This is a genomic window from Malaciobacter halophilus (genome assembly GCF_002837275.1).
In the GTDB taxonomy this organism is placed as follows: Bacteria; Campylobacterota; Campylobacteria; order Campylobacterales; family Arcobacteraceae; genus Malaciobacter; species Malaciobacter halophilus.
On record NZ_NXIF01000040.1, the window covers coordinates 1 to 26,008 of the forward strand.

Sequence of the window (26,008 nt, forward strand, 5' to 3'; positions counted from 1 at the left end):
CACCCATAAAATCAAAAATATAAATGTTATAAAAAATGAAATTTTACATCTGCATAAAAATATAAACTCTTTTAATACAATAAAACAAATTAATACTCAGCTTTTCTTTATAAATAAAAGTAAAATAGATAAAAACTATTCATTTTACACAATAAAACAGATACAAAAAGAGGAGTTTAAAAATTTAGTTTTAAATTTTTCAAATATAAAACTTATAAATGAACATCTTTATGAAAAAGAGAAACTAACTTCAAAAAGTTTTGAAAAAATTTTTTTAAAAAGTAGTGTTACAACAACATTTATAACAACAAAAATATCTTTTTATGGTCTAAAAAATAAATTTTTATTCTCATTAGAGCTTCAAAATTCTACACTTTTTGTAAAAGAAGCAAAAGAGATTATGACTCTTTTTTGTATATTTTTAACAATATTTTTAATTTTACTATTTTATATTACTTATCTTTATCAAAAAACAGTTAAAGAACACAATAGTGAACTTGAAAACAGAGTTGAAGAAAGAACCTTACAAATTAGTTCAGCTTTAAAAGAGTTAGAAAAAGTAAATTTAAAACTTTATGACTTAGCACATACTGACTTTTTAACAAAAACAATGAATAGAAGACACTTCTTTATGCATGCAAAAAATGCTTTTAATACCACAAACAAAGAATTAAACACACTTTGTGTTATTATGATAGATATTGATAACTTTAAAAGATTAAATGATTCATTTGGTCATGACTTAGGAGATAGAGTTTTAATATCTTTTAGTAAATGTGTTAAACAATGTATTAAAGAAGATACAATTTTTGGAAGATTAGGTGGAGAAGAGTTTGCAATTGTTTTAGAACATACAAAACTAAATGAAGCCATAAAGATTGCAAATAGAATCAGAAAAAATATAGAAAAAATAGAATTAGTAACAAAAAATGAAAATATTCATATTACTGCAAGTTTTGGAGTAAGCGATATTAAAAACTGCTCAAGTATAGATGAAATGCTTCAAAAAGCTGATACTCATCTTTATAGTGCAAAAAATTCAGGAAAAAATAGAGTAAGAAGTAGATTAAATCTTATTTAAGAGTCTGTTTTTGTCTCATTTCTAATTAATCCTGCTTCTTTTAAAAATGGTGAGTTTACAAAATCAATTTTTTTGATTCTATCATATTTAGCAAAGCTTAAATACAAAACATCTTTTGCTCTTGTAACTGCTACATAAAAAAGGCGTCTCTCTTCTTCTAAACTTCCACCTTTACTCATCAATTTTCTATTTGGAAATCTTCCATCCATTAAATCAATTACATAGACCTCTTTAAACTCTAAACCTTTACTTGCATGTACAGATAATAGATTTACTCCATCACCTTCACTCATCTCACTTCCGCCTAGAACCATCGAATTTATAAATTTTGAAAGATCAGTGTAATGTGTTGATAATCTTCTTAATAAAACAGCTTTTCTATTTATTTTTGAAATAGAGTTATTTTTTAGTTCTAAATTAATAGAACCATCTTTTTGTGTTGCTCTTTTTGTAGATAAAATCTCTTTAATTCTGTTAAAAAGAGGACTTCTTACAATATGCTCAATTTGAGAACTTGGAGTCTTTACTCTTCTTAACTCTTTTATTAATTTATAAAAGTCATATAAATAAGTAGCTCCTTCTACACTTAGCTTTGGATGCTTTAAAATTGGATTAGACAAAAACCTCTCTTCAAAACCACAATCTTTAAATTTAGCTAAACTTCCAAGCTCTATAAAATCATCAAAAAGACCTAATTGTATATTTTTAACTTTATTTGATTCATAAGGGTTTTTAATCTTTTCATCAGGATTAAATAGACCATCAAAAAGTCTTCCATGACCTAACTTTACTAAAGCATCAAAAATATCTTTTGCAATTGCTTTTCCAATACCTTTTCCATACTCTATTACATGAATAAAAGCCATCATGTCATTATGAGATATTTGCATCATCAAAATATCAAGAATAAACTTAACTTCCATTGCATCAAAAAAAGACATTCCTCCTTTTCTTTTAGCAGGAATATTAAACTCTCTTAAGTTAACTTCTATTCCATCTGCACTTGAATTATTTCTAAAAATAATTGCAATCTCATTATGTGCAGTATTACTTTGAGATATTAGTTTTGAGATATATTCATACTGCCCAAAAAGTTCATTAAAAGCTAAAAGTTTTGGTTTAATATCTACATCATTTCTCATCACTTCAAGGTTTTTTTCATAAATTCTTTCATTATGTTCAATAACCCTAGTTGCCAAATCTAGTATTGGTCTTGAAGAGCGGTAATTTTTTCTTAAAGTATATACATTTGCACCTTTATATCTTGTAGAAAAAGTTGAAATAATTCCAATATCAGAGCCATTAAAAGCATAAATACTTTGGTCATAATCTCCTACACAAAATAAAGATTTTGGTTTAAAAGCATCAAGCAATCTTCCTTGTAAAGGATTTGTATCTTGATACTCATCTACTAATATCTCTTTAAATTCAAACTCTGTTTCTTTTAAAGTATTTAACATTAATACTAATAAATCATCAAAATTAACATATCCATATTTTTTCTTTAAATCATCAAATTCTAAAACTACATCTTCATAAATTGGTGTATAAAGCTCATGTGCAGCATTTTTGGAAATTATCCATTGTCCAAACTCTTCTCCATCATTTGAATTTAAAAACAGTGAGTATAAATCATATAAATATCCACCATCATAAGGATTTGCTTCATCATCTCTATTATAAAATACTCTTTTTTCATATAAAGATTTAAATAGAGTTTTTAACTCATTTGGTTGCTTTAATGTAATATTTATTTCTAGTTTTCTAAGTAATTTGTAAGATACTGAATGAAAAGTTCCTGCCATAATTTTTGTAGCAATCTCTTTTCCAAAAAACTTTGCAACTCTTTGAACCATCTCAGCTGCTGCTTTATTTGTAAAAGTTAATAGTAAAATTTCATCTGGTTTAACTCCACTATTGATTAGATTTGCAATTCTTCCAACAATAGTAGATGTTTTACCTGTCCCTGCACTTGCAATAATTAAGTTATATCCAGAGTCACAAGTTGCAGCTTCTAGTTGTTCTTTGTTTAGATTTGATAAAGGCATTAGTTGAATTCATTTTTATGTGTAAGTTTAATCATTTTCGAATATTAGCATAAAAATACTTTGCATTTATTTCAATCAATTAGTTCTTAGGAAAATCCTTAATAATAGTAATTACAAGTTCTCCAACTGTAATTCCAAACTTTTTCATTTTAGAGTGATTTATAATTACACCATCTTCTTGTAAATGTAACCAATCCTTTACATCAATATTTATAGTACTACCATTATAAGGAACTTGCATTGTATAATCAATCATTACAGTATTTCCATTTGCTATCATTGAAGCTTTACCTACAATATCTCCTGCTGTACCTATATATTTCCCATTTGAAGTTGATTTTAATGTCCAAACTCTTGTTTGTTTTTCCCCATCATTATAAATAAACTTTTCATTTAAAGTTCCTATATTATTCTCATCCCAACTTCCAACTAAATCGCCTTTAAATGTTCTTATTATTTCTCCACTTCTATTTTTCACTAAACCATATGCAGTTAACTTTCCATTAAAATACTCTTCTGGAATAAATTTTGGAGTAGTATTGTCAAAATCACTAATTTTCATAGAACCACAACCTCCTAAAAAAAAGCAAAATCCTAGTGTATAAAATATTTTTAAATTCATACTAATCCTTTGTTTAAATATATATTTTGGTCTCTTGAAAATACTAATTGAACAAGATTTATATTTCTTGTTATAAAAGCAGCTTCGCAATAGTTTAAATACATTTTCCACATTCTTATAAAATAATTATCAAAACCTAACTTTTTAACTTCATCTAAACTATTTGTAAACTTTTCATGCCAAATATTTAAAGTTTTTGCATAATCTTCTGTAAACTCTTCCATATGCAAAAGATTTAATCTTGTACTTTTTGAAGTTACATCTAAAATCTTTCCTACGCTAGGAAGATGTCCACCTGGGAAAATATACTTTTGAATAAAATCTGTACTTTTACAATACTGTTCATATCTACAATCTGGCATTGTAATTACTTGCATTGCTAAAACACCATTTGGTTTTAGTAGTTCTTGGCACTTTTTAAAAAAAACATCAAAATACTCTTTTCCTACTGCTTCAAACATCTCAACAGCAATAATTGCATCATACTTCCCTTTCAAATCTCTATAATCTTTAAGCAAAATCTCTATTGCTTCTTCAATTTTTTCTTCTTTAAATCTTTTAAGACACATAGCTTTTTGTTCTTTACTTAAAGTTACAGTTGTAACCTTACAAGCTTTTTCTTTAGCAAGATGTATAGCCATAGACCCCCAACCTGAACCTATTTCTAGAACATGAGAGTTTTCCTTTACTCTTAATTTATTTGCTAATAATGTAATTTTTCTTTTTTGTGCTTCAAATAAATCTTCATCTTTATTATCAAAAACTGCACTTGAATACATCATAGTTTTATCTAAAAAAAGTTTGAAAAAATCATTTGATAAATCATAATGTTGTGAGATATTTTTTTTTGAGTTTGTTTTTGAATTTTTTCTAAGAATATGTTTAAATCTATTAAATTGAGGAAATAGATTAATAAGCTTATTATTTCTTTCATCACTACTTAAAGTACCAAGAGCATTAGAGTTCAACAAAGCAAGTGAAATTAAATTTGTAAGATTATTTGTCTCAAACTCTTCATCCATATAACTTTCTGCAAAACCTATATCTCCATATAATAATACTCTTTTGAAAAAATTATTATTAAAAATATGAAGAGTTGCTTTTGGATTAGTATTATCTCCAAATATCTCTTTTTTACCATTTGTAAAGATAACTTCTAATGTACCTTTTTCTATTTTTGATAAAAACTTATATCCAAACTTCTCCCAAAACTTTTTCATCAAAATCTCCTTATTTTATCTTGCTTTGTAGGACTATGCCACTTTAAACTCTTTTTATAAAGTTTTATAGCTTGCCAAAATGTTCTTGTAACTACGAAAGTTGTTAAAAACCAATATTTAAAAAATAGTTTCAAGATATTTTTACTACTAAACGTTATTGGTTTACCACTAAAAATAGCTGTAAGGCTTTTATTGTTTTTCTCATGATAATCAATTTTCAAACTTAAAAGTTGGGGCTTAAAAGTTAATGTAAAAAAATATGTACCATCTTTATTAAAAAAAGGAGATACATACATATTTTTTGTGATAGTTGCTTTATACTTACTATTTTTTTGCTCTTTTAACTTTAAATCATATATAGTTTTTCCTCCATTATAGTTATTAACTTCTGCTAACATATAAATAGGCTTATTATTTTTTATAACTAAAAGAAGACTAATAGGATTAAATACAAAGTTAAAAATACGAGGAAGTGTAATAAACCTTAAAGAAATATCTTTTTTTTCTATATCAAATTTATTTAATAACTCTTCTACATTTTGTATAAAATCTTCACTCTTGCCAAAATGGTCTTTTGCATAAAATGAAAATAGATTTAAACTATTTATAGAAAAATATTTTTGATTTTGTAAACTTTTAAAATCATCTAAATCAATATCTAAGAGATAAAAACCATATGTAAACTGATGTTGTTTAGGCTCAAATCTTTTATGATATATTTTACCTTCTAAAAATTGATGACTCATAATTCACATCCAAACTCTTTTGCAATTGTATTTGCACTAAATAGTCCATCTTCATGAAAACCATATCTCCAATATGCTCCTGCAAAATATGTATTATTTTTACCATTTATAAGTTCTCTTTTTTCTTGAGCATTTATTGCTTCTTTATCAAATTGTGGGTGTTCATAAGTAATTTTTTCTATATACTTTTTAAACTCATATGTTTCATTTAATGTTACAAAGTAGTTTTTTTGAGTTTTTAAATTTTGTAATTTATTTATCCAATAAGATAAACTAACACTTGTTCTATCTTCATTATTTGTATAGTTCCATGAAGCATAAGCTTTTTTATTTGGATATAAAGCATTTGTATCTGTATGTAATATTGCATTATTTTGTTTATAAGAAAAACAAGATAAAATCTCTTTCTCCTCTTGTGTAGCATCTTCTAAAAGCTTTAATACATCAGGAGCATGACACGCAAAAATCACTTTATCATAGATAAAACACTCATTATGACTATTTTGTAAAACTACTTTTTGTTTTTCTCTTTTTATTTTAACAATATCACTATTTACTACGATTTTTCCAGAAATATATTGTGCTATTTTTTTTACATAATTTATTGAACCATTACTAACAGTTAACCACTGATGATGAGTATTTACACCAAGTAAGCCATGGTTTTTAAAAAACTGAAGAAATGTTCTTGCAGGAAAATCATTTATTTTAGTATCAGGTGTTGACCAAATAGCAGCGCCCATAGGTAAGATATATCTTTGTTTAAATACTTCTGAGAAATCTTTTAAATACTCTCCTAAAGTTTTATTTAAATCCTTATGTTCTATTTTTAAATCATTATTTGCTTTTTTATTAAACTTTAAAATATCCATAATCATTTTATAGTGATTATACGAAAATATATTCTTTTTTTGAAAGAACATTCCACTTAATGAGTCTGCATTATATGCTACATCAGTTTTTTTATCCCAAAAACCAAAACTCATATTGCTATTTTCAACTTTTACACCAAGTTGCTTAAATAGTTTAGTTAACAAGGGGTATGTTTCATAATTAAAAACTAAAAAGCCAGTATCAATACCAAACTCTTTTTCACCTTCATGTACAAATGTTGTCCTTGCATGTCCACCTAATCTTACCTCTTTTTCATACAAATCTACATCATGTTTTTTACTAAGTAAATATGCACTTCCTAAACCACTTATTCCTGCACCAATAACTGCTATTTTCATTTGTATCTTCCTTGACTATCTTGTTTTGTAAATATTAAGCTATTTAAATCTACATAAGGCTCTAAACTTTTTTATACTTACAAACTCTACTGGCTTTAAAGCATAAGCACTTAAAGAAAATGTTAAAAAAAGTAGTATTTTATAAAACATTTCTCTCTCCTATGTAAATATTTTATTGTAAAATAGTGCTGTTTTGTACTTATAATTAGTCAGTTAATATTTTAAATATTTTGATTTTAGAAGAAATATTATTGCAATAAATTTTAATAAAACAGGAAGTATAGAGTATAAAAAAGATAAAACAAATTGTGAAGTTTTAGATTCAGGACTTGAATCAAAATCAAAAACTCCTAATATAATAAAAGTAAGCCCAACAGCAGTTGCTAATGATAGCTTAGTAAGCATTGCCCAAAAACTAAATAGTACTCCAGTAAACTGAGCGTCATGCTTGGTAAACTCTTGTGCTATATCTGCTTGAATAGATGATGGCAAAAACATATCAGCACCTAAACTAAAACCTGAAACTACACAAATAATAATAAAAATATATAAATCCCCTTGAGATAAAAAAGGTACATATAAAAATGCCATTGAAGCTAAAAGCATTGAGTATAACCATATATTTTTCTTACCATATTTTTTAGATAAATAGTACCAAAAAGGTAAAGCTAAAACTCCTGATAAAAAATATATCAAGAGTAAAACTCCTATAAATTTTTCCTCTTTTAATACATGAGTTACAAAAAAAATAAATAGTGTTGCAGGTATAGCATTTGCTGTATTATTTATAAAAAAAGCAACAAATAATTTTCTAAATCTAAAACTATTAATTTGAAGAAATTTTATTGACTCTTTTATTGTAATATCTGTATCTATTTTTTTAGTATCTTTTAATCCATAAATTAAAAAAAGTAAAAGAGGAATTATTAAGTATAAAACTAAACTCCACATGAGTAATAAGGACTCTTTTTCGTCATTTGATACTTTAAAATAGTATGGTAAAAAAAGCGCTATTATAACAGCAATTATAGTAAAAAACTCTCTACTTGAAGCAAGTAAATTATTATGATTTTTATCATAACTTATCTCTGCACTTAAACTAAAATAAGGAATAGTAATAAAACTCCAACTTGTATATACAAGAAGTGAAAAAATAAATAGATAAAAAGCATTTGCATCTTTTATTGGATGTGTTAAAAAATAAAAAGATATTAGTACAAGAATAGTACCAAATATAATAAAACTACCTCTTTTAAAGTATTTATCACTTAATCTTCCAATAATTGGATCTGTAAACATATCAATAATTCTTGCAATTAATAAAACTAATCCAACTAAAGCTATATCAATGCCAACATCTTTTACATAAAAAGTTGGTAAATAAATATATAAAGGTAAACCTAAAATTGCTAAAGGAATGGCAAATAAGGAGTAAGAAAAAAGTTTTAATTTTGAAAGAGGTTTAGCCATCTATACTTATCTTTTTTTTTATAAATCTTAAAATAGCTCCAAGAATTGGTATATTCTCATAAATATTACTTGTAGCATCCCAATAATCAATATGAAACTCTACTTTTGAGTTTTCATTAAATTTTACAATACTTATACCATCAAAAAATTGAGTTTTTGAATCTTTCTTAGTTTTATAAGTAAACTTCCAATATATATAAGATTGCTTATTACTTGAGCTCATATCTAAAATTATAAATTTTGGTTCATACAAAGTTTCATACATATCTTGAAAAACTTCATAAATTTTATCAACACCTACTACTTTTTGAAAGGGGTCTTGAAAAATAGATTTTTCATCAAAAAAATAGTTATAATTTTCATACAAACTATCTTTATTTAGATTTTCAAAAAATTTGCAATAAGCTTCTAAATTACTATTTGTACTCATTTTAAAAGCCTTTTTGTAATAGCTAAAGAGATAAAATAAGGTAATATTTTCAATAATTTTAAAAATAATCCTAATTTAAAAGGAAACCTTATTTCAAAATTCTTATTTTTTTCTATTTCTAAAGCAATAATTTTTGCTGCATCAAAAGGTTGTAGAAGTTGAGGCATCTCAAAATCATTTTTTTTAGTAAGTCTAGTATTTACAAAGCCATGATTAATTATTTGTAATTTGATATTTATTTTTTCAAGTTCGGGATATAAAGATTGTAAGACATTAACCAATGCAGCTTTTGAAGCACTATATGCTCCACCATAAGGTAAACCAAAATCACTTGATAAACTACAATTAAATATCCATTTACAAGCTTTTTGAGTTTTAAAAAAATCTTTTAATATAGCAATTACTCTAATAGCTCCAAGATAATTAATATTTGTCATCTCTTCAAAATCTTTTATACTCCAGTTTTCAAGATCAAAACTATTATAAACTGCTGCATTATAAAAAAGCATATCAATTTCATGCTCTTGGGATTTTATTTTTTCAAGAGAGTCTTTTATAGAACTTTCACTACTGACATCCATATTTACTAAAGTAAGCTTATATGTATATCTCATCATTAGCTTAATTAGCTCTTTTGATTTTGTTGCACTTCTTGCACTTACAATAACGCTATAACCTTTTTCAAGCCAGATTTTAACAAGCTCTAAGCCTATTCCACTACTAGCTCCTATTATCCAGATTTTTTTAGACATATTATGTCCTTTATTTAAAAGCTTTAATCAATAGTATAATCATATAAGGTTTTTTAGTAGCATTTTTTTGTTAGTTTATTAAAAAAAAGACAAAAAAAAAGGCCTTCAAAAGAAGGCCTTTTTACACACAAGGAAACATAAAAAATTAGTTGTCGGAAAACTTCTAATTCGCTGTCTAATTTCTACTGGAAAATAAGTAAGTCCGTATTCTTGCTTATTTCTATGAAAATTATAACAGTATAGTATTAACTAAACTTCAACAAATAGTTAACAAATAGTTAACTAAATAGTTAGACTCTATTTCTTCTAATAATTTGTTGTAGAAGTTTACTATAACCAATAGCTAAAATCACTATAATATATACAAACTGTATAAAAGTTAATGATTTTTGTGCCATTACAAAATGAATAGTAATTAAAATCAAAGCTAAATATATCAATTTATGATAGTTATTAAATTTTTTAAATAGTGTTTTTGTTGATGTTATAGCCATAAATAACACAATAAAAAATGCTATCATTCCTAAATATATAAAAGGTTTATCAATAGTTTGTTTTATTATAAAAGATATATCAAGTTGTGCATCTAATACAATAAAATTCAAAAAGTGTAAAAAAGCATAAAAAAATCCAAAAACTCCTATTAATTTTCTAAATTTTATTAGATTAACCCACTTTTTTATCATAGATAAACAAATAGTAAAAAAAAGTAAAACTGTTGAAATAACACCTGTAACTGTATATATATACTTTATAGGGTCATTTATATTTTCTAAAATAAAAAGTTCATATGAAGTAACTATTAAAGGTATTAAAAAAAATATAACTAATAAATATTTCATTAGAACTCCTTAGTTAAGTCCATACCCTTATATAAATGAGCTACTTGCTTTTCATATCCATTAAACATTAAAGTATCTTGTTTAAAAAACTTTCCTAAAACTCTCTCTTTTGCTTGAGACCATCTTGGGTGATCAACATTTGGATTAACATTTGCATAAAAGCCATACTCTTTTGGATTCTCTTTTTGCCAAGTATTAAGTGGTTGTTTATCTGTAAAAGAGATTCTTGCAATTGATTTTATTGATTTAAAACCATACTTCCAAGGAACAATAAGTCTAATTGGTGCTCCATTTTGTTTTGGCATAGAAGAACCATATAGCCCAACAGCCATTAGTGTAAGTTCATTCATAGCCTCATCCATTCTAAGTCCTTCAACATATGGATAGTCTATTGCTTTAAAAACCATATTTCTTTGGTCAGGAAACATATCATCATCAAATAAAGTTTCAAATCTTATATACTTTGCACTTGATAAAGGCTTTAAATACTTAATAAGTTTAGATAATTCAAAACCAACCCAAGGAACAACCATAGACCATCCTTCTACACATCTAAATCTATAAATTCTCTCTTCTAGTGCAAACTTTTTTAATAAATCATCAAAATCTAAAGTCATAGGTTTTTCAACTAAACCATCAACTTCAATTGTCCAATTTTTTGTATTTAAAGTGTGTGCTAAATCTTTTACTCTTTTTTGATTAGTTGTAAACTCATAAAAGTTATTATGGGAAGTTATTTGCTCATAACTATTTAATTTTAAATTATTGGGATTTTTATCTTCTTTAAAACTTAAATTTTTTATAGGTAAACTCTGTTTAGCTAAAGCTTGCATTACTGAACCACTTGCAACTAAACTTGCAGCTCCTAATTTTAAAAAGTTTCTTCTTTTATCAAATAACTCTTTTGAAGTTACTTCATTTTCACTAAGTTGCCAATCTTTTTTTGTAAGTTTATACATCACATATCCTTGTAAAAGTGTTATTTTTTAGTTTATAACATATTTGTTAAGAATATGTGTAGTATTTATTTGCCTTTTAATAATATTTTTAAATAACTACTTGACCACAAAATCAAAATTAAAAGAAGAAAAAATGAAGAGATATTTATCCAAAAAATATAGTTTAATCCACTATTTAATGTAAAAGAAGCAAATACTCTTAAAACTATAACTATTTGTAAAAACAAGAATAAAAATATAGTAAAATTATTTGCATAAACTGTTCTATTAGAATGACCTAAAACCACCCTTGTTCCAAAACCTATTAAAATAGTTGTAAAATATCCTAATGCAAAACTATGTAAAGAGGCTTTTTCAAAAATACAATTAATATTTAAAAGATTAAAACTATTTTCTAAAACAGAGATAAAAAAACCAACAGGAATCCAATATAGTGAGATATACAGTACCCACATAATTGCACTAACTTTAAATATAGGTAATCTCCATTTTACTAATTCATTAACAATAAAAATAAAAAATAAAGTATCTATAAAAAGAGTTAATAACGAATCATCTAAAATTGTAAAACTAACTTTAAAAACCATTAAAAAAAAGAAAGTTTCCATGATTTTAGAGCTTTTTCTAATTTTATATTCTGGTACTTTAACTTGTGTAAAAAAAGGTACCATTCTTTGAGATACTGCAAATACTATACCAAATAAAAATATATAAAATCCACTATTAACAGCTACTTGTTTTAGTAAAAAAGATATTGATGTATCAAAAAATGAAATAAAAAACAAAAAATGAGATAACAAACCAATAAAAAAACAAATTAGTATCCATTTTGTATCATATTTATTTTTAACTTTACTATTTTTATGGATTTCATACAAGGTTTTAAAAGATAAAATTTGTGCAACTAAAAGAAGAAAAACAAAAATAAAAATAAAACTATTTTGGACAATTAAAGATAAAATAAATCCAATACTACTTAGAAAATAAAGATAAAAATGTTTCATATATTTTTCAACTTTTATTTGAGCTTGTACCAAAAATCTAGGAAATACAACATATAAAAAGCCAATGAAAAACTGTATAAAAACAATATGTATCATACTATATGCATGATAAGTTAAGATAGAATCATTTAGTGATAACTCATTAGTATAAACACCAAAAAGCAAAAATAGAAAAAGAATAAAAAAAGCCATCCCACTAGAAAAAAAGGGTTGATGGGGCTGGCTAGAAAAGTTTTTGTACCAAGTCATAATTACTCCTAAAAAGAGAAGTTAAACTTCTCTTTTAATTTTTAATAATTATAACTCAAATACTAATTAAAAAAATTGACTATTGACAAGTTCCACAACAAGAAGTATTTGTTGCATCTTTTGCAGCTTCAAGTGCAGCTTCATAATTTGGTTCTTCAGTGATTTCATTACAAATCTCTTTATAAGTAATTACTCCACTTGCATCAATTACAAATACAGCTCTTGCAGCGATTCCTGCTAAAACTCCATCTTCAATTAAGACTCCATAAGCTTTTGAAAGCTCTTTACTTCTAAAATCACTTCCAACTTTTAAGCTCTCAATTCCTTCAGTAGTACAAAATCTACCCATAGCAAAAGGTAAATCCATTGAAACTACAATAACTTCTACATCTTCTAATTTTGTAGCCTCTTCATTAAACTTTCTTGCTTCTGCTGCACAAACTGGAGTATCTAAAGATGGAACAGTTACTACAACTTGAGCACAACCTTTTTCTCCACCTACTTCTATTTCACTTAAATCTTGTCCTACAATTTTTACAATAGGTGCAACATCTGAAACATTTACTTCATTTCCAGTAAGTTTAACTTCTTCACCTTTTAAATGCGTAACTGCCATTTTATATCCTTAATTGTTTAATTTAACTATTATATAAAATTATTTTGAAACATTTCTTAATGGTTTAACTTTATAGCATTTGAATCTAAAACTACTCTATTTTCAGTAACTAATGTATTTAATGCAGATTTAAATCTTTTTTTACTCATTTCAAAAAGTTTAGTAATTAATGCTGAATCACTTTTAGATGTAACTTCTAAATAATTATTATTTTGCTTTAAAACTTCAACAATTTTATGTAAATCTTCATCACTATTTTTCACACCAATTTTTTGTAATATAATATCTAATTTGCCATCAGTTCTTACAGTTTTAACATACGCTTTTTTAATATCACCAATATTTAATTTTGTAAATATCTCTGAATGATAAATCATACCTTCAAATTTCTTATTTACATAAACTTTAAATCCTAAAGGAGTTTTTTTATAAACTATTATCTCTACTTCATCATTTTTTTTGAAACTATTTACATTTTTATCGTACTCTTCTTTAAACTTTTCAGTGGCAATTAATCTATGTGTTTTTTCATCTTCTATAAGTTTTAAAACTCTTTTTTCTCCAACTTTAAAAGGTGATTTTTGTTTATTTTTAGGTACTAAAATATCTTTTGGCAAACCTATATCAACAAAAGCACCAAATTTTGCTATATCAACTACTTCTAAAGGTGCTATTTCATTAAGCTTTATTTTAGGTGTTAAGGTAGTAGCAACTAATCTATCTTCACTATCAGTATAGATAAAAACATCAATTAGTTTACCAAACTGCATCTGCTCTTTTATATAAACATTAGGAAGTAAAACTTCTGTTTCATCTTCACTTATTAAATAAAGGCCAGGTTCACTAGCTCTATTTATCTTTAATGTATTAATTTGTCCTAATTTTATCTGTTTATTCATTTTGGTTATTCCGTTAATTTAAATTTTTGTTATTATATCTAAATATTATCTTTTTATAACTTTTACAATAAAAAGAGTAACTACTCCAACTATAATAATGCTAGCTCCTGAACTTATATCGTAAAAATAGGATATTAATAAACCGCTTATTGTAAAAAATAGTGCAAAAAGTGAACTAATAATCATCATTGTTGAAAGTCTTGATGCAAAAAACTCTGCAAGATAAGTAGGTATTGTTAATAGTGCTATAACTAAAATCAATCCCACTACTCTAATCGCAGCAACTACACATAAGGCTGCTAAGATTAAGATTAAGGTATAAAAAAACCTAACACTAATACCTCTTAGTTTTGCAAATTCACTATCATATGATACAGCTAAAATCTCTTTATAAAAAATAGTTACAAGAAGTATGACTAAGCAATCTAATACTAACATATACAAAATATCTTCATTTGAAACTGCAATAATTGAACCAAATAAATAACTCATTAAATCTACATTATATCCAGGAGTTAAATCAACAAAAATAATACCAACAGCCATACCCAAGGCCCACATCATTCCAATAATACTATCAATTCTTGTTTTATTATATTGTGTAATAAAAGCAATAAAAACTGCAGTTAAAACTGCAAATAGCGTAGCCCCAAATAAAATAGGAATACCTAAAAAAATTGCTAAACCAATTCCTCCATATGAACTATGTGCTATTCCACCTGCTAAAAATGTAAGTCTATTTACTACAACTAAAGAACCAATTATTCCTGCTGCAATTGAGATTAAAACTCCAGCAAAAAGTGCATTTTGAACAAAGTCAAAAGATAAAGCTTGCATTAATATATTAGCATCCATGTTTACATCCACAACTAGAGTTTTTTCCAAGGGCTGAAAGAAGTTCAACCTCGCATAAGTGTTCATTTTCATCAATATTATTATTTAAATTATCAAGTTTATGATAAACTAAATTCTTATTTACATGTGCAACACTTTTTGCATAATTTAACAATACAGAAATATCATGACTTACTACAACTATTGTAATACTTTTATTTAAATTTGCAAGTAGTTCATAAACCTCTTTTTGTCCTTTAACATCAATGCTTGCTGTTGGTTCATCAAGTAACATTATTTCAGGATTTGCACAAAGAGCTCTAGCAATAAAAACCCTTTGCCTTTGTCCTCCACTTAAATTTCCTATCTTACTTTTTGCAAACTCTTTCATTCCAACTTGTGATAAAGAGTTCATCGCACAAGAAATATCCTCTTTTGAATAACCAAAAAATCTCTTTTTTGAACCAATATGCCCCATAAGAACAACTTCAAGTGCAGTTATAGGAAAATCGATATTTAAATTTGTATTTTGAGGAACATATCCAAAACTATCATCGCTTAAATTCTTTTTGATTGTTCCTTTTTGAGGCTCTTTTAAATCTAAAATCAGTTTTAATAAAGTAGATTTTCCTCCACCATTTGGTCCAATAATAGCTAAAAAATCACCTTTTTTTATATCTAAATTAATATTTTCTAAAACATTTACTTTATCATATTTAAATGATAAATCTTTTATTTGTACTATATCCAAATATTTACCTTTATATTTAAATGCAACTAAGTTGCGATAGTATCTAAAAATATATTAATTTTTTATCAAAAAAAGTCTCTAATTTTAAGCCATAAAATTCCTAGATACTCATGAAAAGCTAATTCTGACTTGTATAAACTATATGCTTTTGGTCTAGAAAGAAATTTTCCTTTATCTTTTGCAAGATGATTTGTAACAGCAGGAATTGCATTTAATTTATATTTTTGAAATATCATCATAGCTCTTTTCATATGTGAAGCAGAAGTTACAACTATAAATTTTTCATCTTTCAAAAGTTTTTTTATAGCTAAAGCCTCTTCAATTGTATCTTTAGGTTTAGATAAAGTAATAATATCATTTACATCAACTTTTAAAGTCAAAGCAAGCTTTTCTTGCATTTTAGCATGGGAAGTAAGTTTATCTTTACCACTATATCCAGAAAAAACAAGTTTACTAGAATTAAGCTCTTTATATATTCTATATGCTTCTAAAAACCTATTTAAAGCAGTGGTACTTAGCTGTGAAGTTATACTTAAGCTTTTATTTGTAGTATGCCCACTTCCTAAAACAACTATATATTTTACATCTTTTGGAATAGTTTTTAAAGCCTTATAACTACTTTCTAAAGGTAGTAATAATCTATTTGAAATGGGTTCATAAGATAATAAAATCAACCATAAAAAAGAGATTAGAAAAAGAAGTTTACTTTTAAAATATGATTTCTTATAAAAAAGAATTAAAGCTAATAAAAAAATCATTAAGCCAATAGAAAAAGGCATTAAAAAGCTAGCAATAAATTTTTTTAGCAAAAACATCAATTATTGTATCCTACTAAAACAGAAGCATATCCTACAACTTTTGAATCATCTTTTGTTCTATCATAACTAGTACAATAGTGTAATACTTCATTTTCTAAACTCTTTTTAATAGAGGCTTTAACTAATGCTTTAACACCTATCATTCCACAAGCTTCTGCCCCTTTATCAAATAAAGATAAATCTTTTTTAACAATTGCATTCAAACAAATATTATCTATACTATTTGCCTCTTTTAAATTATAAAAATGACTTAAATCTGTACTAATAACTAAAAAAGTATCCTTTTCATCAACTATTTGTTGTATTAATTCACTTAATTCATTAAAATCTATTTTTCCATAAACAATCTCAACAATTTCACTATTTGAAAAATAGTGTTTTATAAAGGGTGCTTGTGTTTCTGTTGAGTGCTCTTCATGGACTTCTTGTATATAATCACACCATTTATAATTCTTTATTAGTTTATTTGCATAATCTAAATCTATATTAATATCTCCTAAAGGAGTTTCATATTTATGTTTTAAACAAACAGAAGCTTTCTTAAAATAGAGTTTATGAGAAGGACCTATAACAACAACTCTTTTATATTCTTGATTTTTTGAAGCAATATTATAAGCTAAATTTGCAGTAAAGCCACTATAAATATAGCCAGCATGAGGCACTATAATAGCTTTTGGTTCTAAGGCTAGTTTTTTTAATTTGAATTTACTATTAAAATCTTTTATAAGTTTTATAATCTCATCTTTTTTACTAGGATAAAAAGTTCCTGCTACAACTGCTTTTCTTTTACTCATTTCATAAACTCCTTGAACTTTTGTATTACATTTAGGACATCTTCCATTAACAATAATATCTTTGTTTATTTTATAATACTCTCTACTTATTAACAACTCTTTACAAGTTTTACAATAAGTATTATTTTCATATCCTATATTTCCAATATAGACATTATTTAAACCTATACTTTTTGCTAAATCGTAAGCTTGTTTTAGTTTATCAAAAGAAGTTCGTGGAAGTTCAAGGTCTTTATAATCAGGATGAAAAGCACTTAAATGCCAAGGAGTATCCTCTCCTAAATTCTCTTTTATAAAATTAGCAATCAAACTAAGCTCTTTTATAGAATCATTTTTACTAGGAATAATAAGAGTTGTAACCTCAACCCAAATTCCATTATTTTTAAAATGAATTAAGTTTTGTAAAACTTGATGTAAGTTTCCACCAAGCTCTTTTTTATAATAGCTATTACTAAAAGATTTTAAATCAATATTTACAGCATCTATAATACCTTGCATATCGTCAATAACTTCTTTGCTTTCAAAACCATTACTTACAAAAACTGATTTTATATTATATTTTTTAGCTTCAACTGCTATATCTTTTGCAAAAGGATAAAAAATAGTTGGTTCATTATATGTATAAGAGATTGATTTACAATCTTTTTGTATTGCTATTTGAACTATTTCTTGTGGTGAAATATAATTACTGGTATTTATATTTTTTTCTTGTGAAATTCCATGATTTTGACAAAAACTACACTTAAAATTACACCCAATAGTTCCTAAAGATAAAGATTTACTATTAGGTAAAAAGTGATAAAGAGGTTTTTTTTCAATTGGGTCTATATTAAAAGCACTAATGTGTCCATAAACTAAGCATTTTATACTATTATTGATATTTTTATTAACTCCACATAAACCCACTTGGTTTGGTTTTAAATGACAATAATAACTACAAAGTAAACAGGTTTGTTTGCCATTTTTCTCTTTGTAATACTGCATTTTATCTATATGCCTCTAAATCCTCTAACTCTTCATAATCATCTTTATATTTATCTCTAATTTCTAAAAACTCATCTAAGTTTTCAAAGAAAATATCAACAAGTTTTGGCTCAAAATGTTTTGCTTTTTGCTCTTTAAATAGATTTAAAATCTTTTCTAATGGCCATGCTTTTTTATAACATCTATCACTTCCTAAAGCATCAAAAACATCTGCAACTGCAGTAATTCTTCCAAAAATATGAATTTGTTCTTTACTTAAGCCTCTAGGATAACCTGTTCCATCCCATTTTTCGTGATGTTCATAGGCAACCGTTGCAGAGGCTTTAAGAATTTGCCTAGAGGAGTTTTTAAGCATATCATAACCCAATTTCGCATGCTCTTTCATAACTTCAAACTCTTCTTTTGTAAATTTTCCTGGTTTATTTAAAATATTATCAGGAATAGCAACTTTACCAATATCATGCATAGGTGAAGCAACTCTTATTAACTCTGCTTCTTCTTGACTTAAACCATATTTTTTTGCTAACAAATATGAGTATTCAGCAACTCTTTTAACGTGATTTCCTGTCTCTTTACTTCTAGCTTCTCCAATTGTACCAAGAGAAAAAATTACATCTTTTTGGGTATCTTCAATCTCTTTATGCAAATTTATAGTTTCAGTAATATTTTTACCAATTCCCATAAACTCTTTTATATTTCCATCAATATCTTTAATTGCTCTAAAAGTAAAATCCATATTATAAAAACTATTTTTGCTATTACAACAAAAATTTAAAACACCTCTGTATAAGCCCTTGTTTAAAATATCTTCAAAAACTTTTTCATACTCTTCATATGAACTTTTATCAATAATTGTCAGAAATTCTTTACCTATTATATCAATCTCTTCTTCAAAGTGTAATAGCTGTAATAATCTATCATTTGCAAAAGTAATGTTTTTATTTATATCAACTCTTACAACAGAAGCACTTATATTAATCATATGTTCATACTCTTTTAATAAATGAACACTTTTTGTTGCATCTTCTTGTGAAGAAAAAAGTTTCTCTTGCAAAAACTCCTTGTACGCTTCTACTTCTGTTACATCATATCTAATAGCTATAAATTCATCAATCTCATTTTTTGAGTTTAGTATAGGTACAATCGTAGCATCAACTACGTATGTTAAACCATCCTTTGCTCTATTTTTAAATCTTCCTTGCCATACTCTTTTTTCAGTTTTTATAGTATGCCACATCTGTTTAAAAAACTCTTTACTATTATTAGGATGCCTTACTAGATTATGTGAATTTCCAAGTAACTCTTCTAAAGTATATCCTGAAATATCACAAAATTGTTTATTTGCATATACTATTTTACCTTTTGCATCTGTTTTTGAAACAATAGCAGATTTATCAACAGCAATCTTATACTGCTCTAAAAGTTTTGTAACATTTTCATACTCTTTTTGACTTTGTATCTTTTTATAAGCTTTATTTACTTTATTAAAAAGAGTAGAAACATCTACAGGTTTTAGTAAATAATCATTTACAATATCAATTTGATTTGCTTGCTTTATAAAATCAGGTTGTGAAAAAGCAGAGAGTATAATAGCAGGAGTCTCACTATTTAGCTCTCTTATTTGTTTTAGCATCTCAAAACCATTTAATTTTGGCATATTTACATCAGTTATTACCAAATCAATTTGTTCATTTTCAAAAGTTTGTAGTCCTTCTTGACCATTTGATGCAGTAAAAACTCTATTTGCTATAAGATTTAAAATCTTAGCTATTTCATCTCTTATTAAATCTTCGTCTTCAACATATAAGATTGTTAAATCTTTTTTAGAAATCTCTTGCTGTTGCATAAACTACTATTCCTTAATTTTTAAAGCTTCATACACATAAATTTGTGCATTGTCATTTAAACAAGATGATGAAACACCTGCTTTAATACATAATGAGTCAATAAACTCATCAAAACCTGTAAGTTGCTCCCAAACTTGTGGTAAATAAGTGGCTTGATTACTATTATACTTTAAGATAACTCCATGTTTATTTGGTATTAATTTTTCTTTTAAATCATATCTATCAATGTAATCTAATTTTTTTGGTGGAGTTAAAACTGATACTTCAATTTTGATATTTGTGAAATCTTTAAACTTTAAAGGTTCAAATCTTGGATCATTAAAAGCTGCTTTTCTTGCATTTATAAAAACATCTTCATATAAAAAAGTATGAGCATTTAAAGAGCCTATACAACCTCTTAGCCTTCCATTTAGTGTAAGAGTTACAAAAGTTGCTCTTTGCTCATTTAACTCATCATAATTTGATAAATAAAACTGTTTATTTAAAATTAAAGAGTTATCAAAATATGTAAAAATGCTTTTTCTAGCAATATCTAAAAGAACTTTTAAATCCATTATTTTCCTATTAGTTGTTTAATTGTATTTTGAAATTCTTCACTATCATTTACACACTTGCACACTTTATAATCACTAACTCCTAACTCTTGTGCAATCTCTTTATATTCAATACTTAATTCAAAATCTGTTTCTGAATTATCAATAATAAAAGCGATTGGATATATTAAAACTTTTTGATTTTTAAAATTTTTCAACATATCATCAAGTGAGGGTTCAAGCCATTTCATAGGACCAACTTTTGATTGATAAGCTAAGTTTATTGATTTAAAATCATATCCTTTACTTTTTAATTTTTTTGATAATATATCAACATGCTCATTTACATGTTTTTCATATACATCTCCTGCATCAACTATTTTTTGAGGCAAACCATGAGCTGAAAAGATTAAATTATACTCACTTACATCTTCTACTTTTGATACTAGTTCATTTACAACTATTTCATTAAAACTATCATTTTTATAAAAAGGTTCAATAACTTCTATATTAAATTCACCCTTTGCAGCTTCATAAAAATCTTCAACAGATGATTTAGTTGTTGTTGTAGAATATTGAGGATATAAAGGAAGTAAAACAACATCTTTTATTCCTTGTTTCTTAATCTCATTAATAGCTGTTGTTGCAAAAGGAGGAGTATATCTCATTGCTTGTGTTACATATATATCATCAAAATTATTATTTAGTTTCTCTACTAAATCTTCTGTTGTTTTATTAATAGGAGAAAAACCACCTATTTGTTCATAATTTTTCCATGCTTCATTTAATCTTGAAGTAGTAATAAAAAAAGCAATCATTTTTCGTAAAAGACTACTTTTTACAGTAATTATGTTTTTATCATTAAACATATTAGTTAAAAACATTTTCAACTCATCTTTTGTTCTTGGACCACCCATATTTAATAAAACTAATGCTTTTTTATTTTTCATCATATAACCTATTTAAATCTATTATTTTATCTGCACACCATTTTGCTAAAGAGATGTCATGCGTAATTAAAAGTATTGCACAATTATCTAAATATTTAATTAAAAGTTTCATTACTTCTAATGCTATTATATTATCCAAAGCTGATGTGGCTTCATCTACAAGTAAAAGTTCAGGTTTCATAAGTAAACTTCTTAAAATAGAACACCTTTGAAGTTGTCCTCCACTTAATTCATGAGGTTTTTTTTCTAAAAGTTTCTTATCCAAAGTTAGTTCACTACATAGTTTTGTTATTTCATCGTCTAAGTTTTTTTTATCAACTACATCTTTAATTTGCTCTAATATTTTAAAAGATGGATGAAAAGAGCTATAAGGGTCTTGAAAAATTGAACTAACTTTTTTAACTTCAATTGTACCTTTTTGAGGTTTTAAGTTATTACAAATTAATTCAAATAGTGTACTTTTACCTTTTCCACTCTCTCCTACAATACATACTAACTCACCTTTTTTTAAATTTAAGCTAAAGTCTTTATATATCATCTTTTTATTATTATAAGAGAAATCAAGATTTTTAATACTCAATACCAAACTATCGCTCATTGCCTACCTAAATACTTATATATTAAAGATTATAATATAATAAGATGGCTTTAAAATAGTATATAGATTAAATAAAGTTTATAAAAATATTAATATTTATATTAAAAGTTTATACAAGAAAAAAAAAGATAAAATTATCGTCTTACATATTTCAAGGAGAGATAATGAAAAAAATTGTTTTAGGAACATTAATAGCTGCAGCTTCTGTAATGGCTGCAAACTGGGCAGCATGTGCAAGTTGCCATGGCCAAAATGCAGAAAAAAAAGCTTTAGGTAAATCACAAGTTATTGCTGGTTGGGACGAAGCTAAAACTATTAAAGCATTACAAGGTTACAAAGACGGTTCTTATGGTGGAGCTATGAAAGGTGTAATGAAAGGACAAGTTGCAAGACTTTCAGATGCAGACATCAAAGATTTAGCTAAAAAAATTGCTTCATTTAAATAATTTATAATTTATCAATTATAGAAAGAAAGTAAGTCACTTATCTGACTTACTTTTTTTTTGCCCTTTTTTTGCTTCTTCTATTTTAAGTTCTTTCTTTTTTGCATCATTTAAATCATCAGTTGAATCAAAAAGTAAGCCACCCATCATTTTATCACCATCATCAAACTGTCCACTTTTTGCACCCCAAATAAAAATCCCAAGAATAGCAAAGGATACTACAAGTCCAACAATAAGCATCATCAATAATGTATCTTCTATCATATAACTTCCTTATTTTCTTAATTTAATTCTCATTGAGTTACCCACAACTATAAGTGAACTTAAACTCATTGAAAGTGCAGCAACTAAAGGAATAACATATCCAGCCATTGCTAAAGGAATAGTTATTGCATTATATAATAAAGATATAAAAAGATTCTGCTTAATAAATTTATATGTTCTTCTTGAAATAGTAAAGGCTAACTCTAAACTATTTAATGAATTATTTAATAATACAATATCAGAAACACTTAAAGCAATATCAGCTGAATTTCCCATAGCAATAGAAACATCACTCTTTGCTAAAGCAACAGAATCATTTATTCCATCTCCTGCCATAATTACATTTCTATTTTTATCTTTTAAGTCTTGTATAAACTGTGCTTTTTCTAAAGGATTAACCTCAGCAACATAGTTTTTAATTCCTACACTTGAAGCTACTTTTTTAGCAGTTGATTCATTATCTCCAGTTAACATAACAACTTCTAAACCAAGTTTTTTTATATTTGAAACAAACTGTTTTGCACCCTCTTTTATCTCATCTTCAAGTTCAAAAGTAGCAATAACTTTAGAATCGATTGCAAATAAATATACAGAGTTTTTACTCTCAAATTTATAATTAATATTATTATCTCTTAATAGTTTTATATTTCCACCAAGTAGTTTAAATAACTTACCATCTAAATTTTTATATTTTGCAACTACTCCTTTAGCATCAACACTTTGTATATCAAATAGTTGTTTTGTTTCAAGTTTAAAATTCTCTTTCATATAGGCTTTTACAGAGTTACTTATTGGATGGCTTGAACTATCTAAAAGTGTATATAAAAGATTTAATTTATGAATATTATCATCTAATATCCTTGCTTTTTTAACTTTTAGTTTTCCTTTTGTAATAGTTCCTGTTTTATCCATAACTAAAGTGTCAGCTTTTGCCAAAGTTTCAATATATTTAGCTTCTTTAAATAATAAACCTTTTTTTGCAAGTTCTGAAATACCAATTAAACTAGCAATAGGTGTAGCTAATGCTAATGCACAAGGACAAGCAATCACAATAACAGATATAGCAACTATAAAAGATTTTTCAAAATGATTTGCACCATCATAATCAAAACCCAAATCAATACCAAAATAATACCAAACAATAAAAGTTAAAACTGATAAAGACAAAATTGCTAAACTAAAACCTTTTGAGATTTCATTTGCTTTATGCTCTATTTTTGGTTTTGAACTAAGAGAGTCTTCTAAAAGCGTTACTATTGAGTTTAAAGTTGAATCTTCATAAGTTTTACTTACTTTATATCTAATAACTTTTTCACAGTTTATTGTTCCACTAAATATTTTAGAACCTTTTTGTTTATCAACAGGTAAAGACTCTCCACTCATACTTGATTCATCAAATGAAGCACTACTTGATTCTAATTCTCCATCAAAGGATGCTTTTTCTCCTGCTTTTAACTCAACAATATCTCCAACTTTCACACTATTAATAGGTAATACTTTTTTTATTTCATCTTCTATTACTACTGCTTCAAGGGGGATAGAACTTTTAATTTTATCAAGAGTATCAACTGCTGATTTTTTACCAATTACTTCAAGATATTTTCCAACTAAAACAAAAGTAATAATCATAGCAACACTATCAAAATAGCTCTCTCCTTTTCCTCCAAAAAGAATATATAAAGAATAAATATATGAAAAAGTTGCTCCTGAACTAACTAAAAAATCCATATTTAAAATACGATTTTTTAAGCCAAAATAAGCTCCTTTATAAAAAATCCACCCGCTATAAAAAAGTACAGGAGTGGCTAAAATAAACTCTCCTAAATGTATAAAGCCTCTTACTTCTTCAGAAATACCTGTAAAAAAACCTGTATATTTTGCAACAGATAACATCATAATATTCATTGTTGCAAAAACTGCAACCATCATTCTAATAAAAAAATCTCTTTTGGATTTTGTAGCTTTTTCATCTGCTATTGTTGCATCATAAGCATAAGCGTTATAACCAATACTTCTTATTTTTAGTATTATTTCAGATAGTTTAATCTTTTCTTCATCCCAAACTACCTTTGCTTTATTTGTTGAAAAATTAATATTTGCTTCAATTATTCCATCTGTATCATATAAGACTTTTTCGTTTAGCCAAACACATGCAGCACAATGAATTCCTTCAATAATTAAATCAACTCTTTTAAATCCCTCTTGTGTTGTTTTAATAAAATTATCTTCAAAACTTTTTGTGTCAAATCTTTGTACATCACTATCTACTTGAAGGGGAGGAGCAATTGATTTATTTCCAAGTTTATCATAAAAAGAGTCCAATCCATCATCTTTTAAAAGATGATAAACTCCTTGGCACCCTTTACAGCAAAAATTTAAAGAGTCCTCTTTTATCATAATATCTTCATCATACTCTAAGTGACAATGGTCACACTTTACTCTTGGCACTGAAATATTCCTAAGTCTCTATTTTTAATAAGTTTTTCATGCTCTTTTACAAGCCCATGCATTGATATGAATACTCCTGTATTTTCATATGTTTGAAGAAAACTAAGCCCAATCATAAAGTTTGATGTAGCTTCAATTTGATCAATTGAGTAAGGATGCATTGCTCCTGTTAGAACAACTAATTTATCTTTTATTTTTGATTCAATAAATTTGGCAGTTTCGTCCATTGTATCTGTACCATGTACAATTAATATTTTATCATATTTACCAATTGTTTCTACCATCTCTTCTCTATCATCATCATCTATTTTTAATGAGTCTTTAAAAATAATACCTTTAATATCAATTTTTAAATTACCTCTAGCACACTTATTTAAAATATCTAAAATAGCTTTATTATCTTGTGCTACATCTAAAGTTCCTGTTTGTTCATTATACCTTTTATTAAAAGTTCCGCCTGTATTAATCACTAGTAGTTTATTCATATAACCTCTTTTAAATGCTTTTATGTTATTATTTTATATAAATGAATAATAATTTTCTAAAACAATAATTATTATTATACCGTATTAAC

General features: G+C 26.0%; 26 protein-coding genes. 2 read left to right on the plus strand and 24 right to left on the minus strand.

The window, feature by feature from the left end:
- The coding region (locus CP960_RS10510; RefSeq protein ID WP_119184491.1) for a GGDEF domain-containing protein at window positions 1-1,081 on the plus strand (1,081 nt) is incomplete at its 5' end.
- Here CP960_RS10510 and CP960_RS10515 read toward each other — a convergent pair.
- From CP960_RS10515 to CP960_RS10615, 21 genes are all read right to left on the minus strand, one after another.
- The gene (locus CP960_RS10515) at window positions 1,078-3,129 is read right to left on the minus strand and encodes an ATP-dependent helicase (RefSeq protein ID WP_101185414.1); all 2,052 of its coding nucleotides are present in this window, start codon (window positions 3,127-3,129) and stop codon (window positions 1,078-1,080) included. The two genes, CP960_RS10510 and CP960_RS10515, sit on opposite strands and share 4 nt — an antisense overlap.
- A 79-nt stretch (window positions 3,130-3,208) precedes the next feature.
- Window positions 3,209-3,751: a DUF3833 domain-containing protein gene (locus tag CP960_RS10520; RefSeq protein WP_101185416.1), complete on the minus strand. Its 543-nt coding sequence runs from the start codon at window positions 3,749-3,751 to the stop codon at window positions 3,209-3,211.
- Window positions 3,748-4,971, minus strand: coding sequence for an SAM-dependent methyltransferase (locus CP960_RS10525; RefSeq protein WP_101185418.1), 1,224 nt, complete (start codon window positions 4,969-4,971; stop codon window positions 3,748-3,750). Before CP960_RS10525 ends, CP960_RS10520 begins: the two co-directional genes overlap by 4 nt.
- On the minus strand, window positions 4,971-5,717 hold the full coding sequence (locus tag CP960_RS10530; protein WP_101185420.1) for a DUF1365 domain-containing protein: 747 nt from the start codon (window positions 5,715-5,717) through the stop codon (window positions 4,971-4,973). The genes CP960_RS10525 and CP960_RS10530 overlap by 1 nt, the downstream gene beginning before the upstream one ends.
- Window positions 5,714-6,949, minus strand: a complete 1,236-nt coding sequence (locus CP960_RS10535; protein WP_101185422.1) for an NAD(P)/FAD-dependent oxidoreductase — start codon at window positions 6,947-6,949, stop codon at window positions 5,714-5,716. The genes CP960_RS10530 and CP960_RS10535 overlap by 4 nt, the downstream gene beginning before the upstream one ends.
- 213 nt (window positions 6,950-7,162) lie before the next feature.
- Window positions 7,163-8,419: an MFS transporter gene (locus CP960_RS10540; protein WP_101185424.1), complete on the minus strand. Its 1,257-nt coding sequence runs from the start codon at window positions 8,417-8,419 to the stop codon at window positions 7,163-7,165.
- Complete coding sequence (locus CP960_RS10545) at window positions 8,412-8,849, minus strand: nuclear transport factor 2 family protein (protein ID WP_101185425.1); 438 nt, start codon at window positions 8,847-8,849, stop codon at window positions 8,412-8,414. The genes CP960_RS10540 and CP960_RS10545 overlap by 8 nt, the downstream gene beginning before the upstream one ends.
- Window positions 8,846-9,601: an SDR family NAD(P)-dependent oxidoreductase gene (locus CP960_RS10550; protein WP_101185427.1), complete on the minus strand. Its 756-nt coding sequence runs from the start codon at window positions 9,599-9,601 to the stop codon at window positions 8,846-8,848. Before CP960_RS10550 ends, CP960_RS10545 begins: the two co-directional genes overlap by 4 nt.
- Window positions 9,602-9,891: 290 nt before the next feature.
- Window positions 9,892-10,443 (minus strand): protein-methionine-sulfoxide reductase heme-binding subunit MsrQ, encoded by a 552-nt coding sequence (locus CP960_RS10555; RefSeq protein WP_101185428.1) that lies wholly within the window; start codon window positions 10,441-10,443, stop codon window positions 9,892-9,894.
- A complete protein-coding gene (msrP, locus tag CP960_RS10560; RefSeq protein ID WP_101185430.1) occupies window positions 10,443-11,402 on the minus strand; it encodes a protein-methionine-sulfoxide reductase catalytic subunit MsrP in 960 nt (319 codons plus the stop codon). The genes CP960_RS10555 and msrP overlap by 1 nt, the downstream gene beginning before the upstream one ends.
- A gap of 65 nt (window positions 11,403-11,467) precedes the next feature.
- Window positions 11,468-12,655 carry an NnrS family protein gene (locus CP960_RS10565; RefSeq protein ID WP_228152062.1) on the minus strand — a complete coding sequence of 396 codons (1,188 nt, stop codon included), beginning with the start codon at window positions 12,653-12,655 and terminating at the stop codon, window positions 11,468-11,470.
- Window positions 12,656-12,734: 79 nt separating this feature from the next.
- Window positions 12,735-13,271 carry a thiol peroxidase Prx-SUH gene (prx-suh, locus tag CP960_RS10570; RefSeq protein WP_101185433.1) on the minus strand — a complete coding sequence of 179 codons (537 nt, stop codon included), beginning with the start codon at window positions 13,269-13,271 and terminating at the stop codon, window positions 12,735-12,737.
- Between the two features lie 56 nt (window positions 13,272-13,327).
- Window positions 13,328-14,170, minus strand: a complete 843-nt coding sequence (locus tag CP960_RS10575; protein ID WP_101185435.1) for a CvfB family protein — start codon at window positions 14,168-14,170, stop codon at window positions 13,328-13,330.
- A 45-nt stretch (window positions 14,171-14,215) separates the two neighbouring features.
- Window positions 14,216-15,025 (minus strand): metal ABC transporter permease, encoded by an 810-nt coding sequence (locus tag CP960_RS10580; protein WP_101185437.1) that lies wholly within the window; start codon window positions 15,023-15,025, stop codon window positions 14,216-14,218.
- Window positions 15,015-15,755: a metal ABC transporter ATP-binding protein gene (locus CP960_RS10585; RefSeq protein WP_101185439.1), complete on the minus strand. Its 741-nt coding sequence runs from the start codon at window positions 15,753-15,755 to the stop codon at window positions 15,015-15,017. Before CP960_RS10585 ends, CP960_RS10580 begins: the two co-directional genes overlap by 11 nt.
- Before the next feature lie 65 nt (window positions 15,756-15,820).
- Window positions 15,821-16,570, minus strand: a complete 750-nt coding sequence (locus CP960_RS10590) for an ElyC/SanA/YdcF family protein (RefSeq protein WP_101185441.1) — start codon at window positions 16,568-16,570, stop codon at window positions 15,821-15,823.
- On the minus strand, window positions 16,570-18,351 hold the full coding sequence (gene amrS / locus CP960_RS10595; RefSeq protein ID WP_101185443.1) for an AmmeMemoRadiSam system radical SAM enzyme: 1,782 nt from the start codon (window positions 18,349-18,351) through the stop codon (window positions 16,570-16,572). Before amrS ends, CP960_RS10590 begins: the two co-directional genes overlap by 1 nt.
- A 1-nt stretch (window position 18,352) precedes the next feature.
- Entirely contained in the window at window positions 18,353-20,197 is a 1,845-nt protein-coding gene (locus tag CP960_RS10600; RefSeq protein ID WP_101185444.1) for an HD domain-containing phosphohydrolase, read from the minus strand.
- Window positions 20,198-20,203: 6 nt separating this feature from the next.
- Entirely contained in the window at window positions 20,204-20,752 is a 549-nt protein-coding gene (amrA, locus tag CP960_RS10605) for an AmmeMemoRadiSam system protein A (RefSeq protein ID WP_101185445.1), read from the minus strand.
- The gene (gene hemH, locus CP960_RS10610; RefSeq protein WP_101185446.1) at window positions 20,752-21,684 is read right to left on the minus strand and encodes a ferrochelatase; all 933 of its coding nucleotides are present in this window, start codon (window positions 21,682-21,684) and stop codon (window positions 20,752-20,754) included. Before hemH ends, amrA begins: the two co-directional genes overlap by 1 nt.
- On the minus strand, window positions 21,671-22,279 hold the full coding sequence (locus CP960_RS10615) for an ATP-binding cassette domain-containing protein (RefSeq protein ID WP_101185447.1): 609 nt from the start codon (window positions 22,277-22,279) through the stop codon (window positions 21,671-21,673). Before CP960_RS10615 ends, hemH begins: the two co-directional genes overlap by 14 nt.
- Before the next feature lie 164 nt (window positions 22,280-22,443).
- Between CP960_RS10615 and CP960_RS10620 the strand changes: the two genes are divergently transcribed.
- On the plus strand, window positions 22,444-22,725 hold the full coding sequence (locus CP960_RS10620; RefSeq protein WP_101185448.1) for a c-type cytochrome: 282 nt from the start codon (window positions 22,444-22,446) through the stop codon (window positions 22,723-22,725).
- A 33-nt stretch (window positions 22,726-22,758) separates the two neighbouring features.
- Here the strand turns inward: CP960_RS10620 and ccoS are convergent, their stop codons facing one another.
- Genes ccoS through CP960_RS10635 form a run of 3 tightly spaced genes read right to left on the minus strand, consistent with a single transcriptional unit; the run spans window position 22,759 to window position 25,919 of the window.
- Window positions 22,759-22,986, minus strand: coding sequence for a cbb3-type cytochrome oxidase assembly protein CcoS (gene ccoS / locus CP960_RS10625; RefSeq protein ID WP_101185449.1), 228 nt, complete (start codon window positions 22,984-22,986; stop codon window positions 22,759-22,761).
- A gap of 9 nt (window positions 22,987-22,995) precedes the next feature.
- Window positions 22,996-25,434 carry a heavy metal translocating P-type ATPase gene (locus CP960_RS10630; protein WP_101185450.1) on the minus strand — a complete coding sequence of 813 codons (2,439 nt, stop codon included), beginning with the start codon at window positions 25,432-25,434 and terminating at the stop codon, window positions 22,996-22,998.
- Complete coding sequence (locus tag CP960_RS10635) at window positions 25,422-25,919, minus strand: asparaginase domain-containing protein (RefSeq protein WP_101185451.1); 498 nt, start codon at window positions 25,917-25,919, stop codon at window positions 25,422-25,424. Before CP960_RS10635 ends, CP960_RS10630 begins: the two co-directional genes overlap by 13 nt.
- Window positions 25,920-26,008 lie beyond the last annotated feature (89 nt).

What these genes read in the sequence shown, in the direction of transcription:
- CP960_RS10565 (WP_228152062.1), bottom strand. Translation starts at nt 12,655, where the DNA reads ATGACTTGGTACAAAAACTTTTCTAGCCAGCCCCATCAACCCTTTTTT.
- CP960_RS10535 (WP_101185422.1), bottom strand. Translation starts at nt 6,949, where the DNA reads ATGAAAATAGCAGTTATTGGTGCAGGAATAAGTGGTTTAGGAAGTGCA.
- CP960_RS10540 (WP_101185424.1), bottom strand. Translation starts at nt 8,419, where the DNA reads ATGGCTAAACCTCTTTCAAAATTAAAACTTTTTTCTTACTCCTTATTT.
- CP960_RS10575 (WP_101185435.1), bottom strand. Translation starts at nt 14,170, where the DNA reads ATGAATAAACAGATAAAATTAGGACAAATTAATACATTAAAGATAAAT.
- CP960_RS10525 (WP_101185418.1), bottom strand. Translation starts at nt 4,971, where the DNA reads ATGAAAAAGTTTTGGGAGAAGTTTGGATATAAGTTTTTATCAAAAATA.
- prx-suh (WP_101185433.1), bottom strand. Translation starts at nt 13,271, where the DNA reads ATGGCAGTTACGCATTTAAAAGGTGAAGAAGTTAAACTTACTGGAAAT.
- CP960_RS10515 (WP_101185414.1), bottom strand. Translation starts at nt 3,129, where the DNA reads ATGCCTTTATCAAATCTAAACAAAGAACAACTAGAAGCTGCAACTTGT.
- CP960_RS10530 (WP_101185420.1), bottom strand. Translation starts at nt 5,717, where the DNA reads ATGAGTCATCAATTTTTAGAAGGTAAAATATATCATAAAAGATTTGAG.
- hemH (WP_101185446.1), bottom strand. Translation starts at nt 21,684, where the DNA reads ATGATGAAAAATAAAAAAGCATTAGTTTTATTAAATATGGGTGGTCCA.
- msrP (WP_101185430.1), bottom strand. Translation starts at nt 11,402, where the DNA reads ATGTATAAACTTACAAAAAAAGATTGGCAACTTAGTGAAAATGAAGTA.
- amrS (WP_101185443.1), bottom strand. Translation starts at nt 18,351, where the DNA reads ATGCAGTATTACAAAGAGAAAAATGGCAAACAAACCTGTTTACTTTGT.
- CP960_RS10555 (WP_101185428.1), bottom strand. Translation starts at nt 10,443, where the DNA reads ATGAAATATTTATTAGTTATATTTTTTTTAATACCTTTAATAGTTACT.
- CP960_RS10635 (WP_101185451.1), bottom strand. Translation starts at nt 25,919, where the DNA reads ATGAATAAACTACTAGTGATTAATACAGGCGGAACTTTTAATAAAAGG.
- CP960_RS10520 (WP_101185416.1), bottom strand. Translation starts at nt 3,751, where the DNA reads ATGAATTTAAAAATATTTTATACACTAGGATTTTGCTTTTTTTTAGGA.
- CP960_RS10545 (WP_101185425.1), bottom strand. Translation starts at nt 8,849, where the DNA reads ATGAGTACAAATAGTAATTTAGAAGCTTATTGCAAATTTTTTGAAAAT.
- ccoS (WP_101185449.1), bottom strand. Translation starts at nt 22,986, where the DNA reads ATGATAGAAGATACATTATTGATGATGCTTATTGTTGGACTTGTAGTA.
- CP960_RS10620 (WP_101185448.1), top strand. Translation starts at nt 22,444, where the DNA reads ATGAAAAAAATTGTTTTAGGAACATTAATAGCTGCAGCTTCTGTAATG.
- CP960_RS10615 (WP_101185447.1), bottom strand. Translation starts at nt 22,279, where the DNA reads ATGAGCGATAGTTTGGTATTGAGTATTAAAAATCTTGATTTCTCTTAT.
- CP960_RS10600 (WP_101185444.1), bottom strand. Translation starts at nt 20,197, where the DNA reads ATGCAACAGCAAGAGATTTCTAAAAAAGATTTAACAATCTTATATGTT.
- CP960_RS10590 (WP_101185441.1), bottom strand. Translation starts at nt 16,570, where the DNA reads ATGTTTTTGCTAAAAAAATTTATTGCTAGCTTTTTAATGCCTTTTTCT.
- CP960_RS10580 (WP_101185437.1), bottom strand. Translation starts at nt 15,025, where the DNA reads ATGGATGCTAATATATTAATGCAAGCTTTATCTTTTGACTTTGTTCAA.
- CP960_RS10550 (WP_101185427.1), bottom strand. Translation starts at nt 9,601, where the DNA reads ATGTCTAAAAAAATCTGGATAATAGGAGCTAGTAGTGGAATAGGCTTA.
- amrA (WP_101185445.1), bottom strand. Translation starts at nt 20,752, where the DNA reads ATGGATTTAAAAGTTCTTTTAGATATTGCTAGAAAAAGCATTTTTACA.